Genomic DNA, 343 nt, shown 5'->3' on the forward strand with positions numbered 1-343 from the left:
AGGGTCCTAAAGGGCCGTTGGAGACCACAACGTTGATAGGTGGGGTGTGTAAGCGCAGTGATGTGTTGAGCTAACCCATACTAATTACCCGTGAGGCTTAACCATACAACACCCAAGAAGTGTTCTGAGACTTGTAGCAAGTGCGAGACTACTTACCTAATTCAGTGATAGCGACTAGGCAATAGCCAATCAGTCGTTACTCACGTCAGCTTTCCAAGATTGAAGTTATTTGCCTGGCGGCCATAGCGCCGTGGAACCACCTGATCCCATGCCGAACTCAGAAGTGAAACGCGGTAGCGCCGATGGTAGTGTGGCATTCGCCATGCGAGAGTAGGACACTGCC

2 rRNA genes are annotated in these 343 nt (G+C 51.0%); both read left to right on the forward strand.

The annotated features are described in order from the left end of the window. A 23S ribosomal RNA gene (locus tag AACQ95_RS14415) occupies window positions 1–105 on the forward strand; the annotation flags it as partial. A 127-nt stretch (window positions 106–232) separates the two neighbouring features. Continuing rightward, window positions 233–343, forward strand: a 5S ribosomal RNA gene (gene rrf, locus AACQ95_RS14420); the annotation flags it as partial.

The organism is Aeromonas sp. MR19, assembly GCF_963899305.1.
Taxonomy (GTDB): Bacteria; Pseudomonadota; Gammaproteobacteria; order Enterobacterales; family Aeromonadaceae; genus Aeromonas; species Aeromonas bestiarum.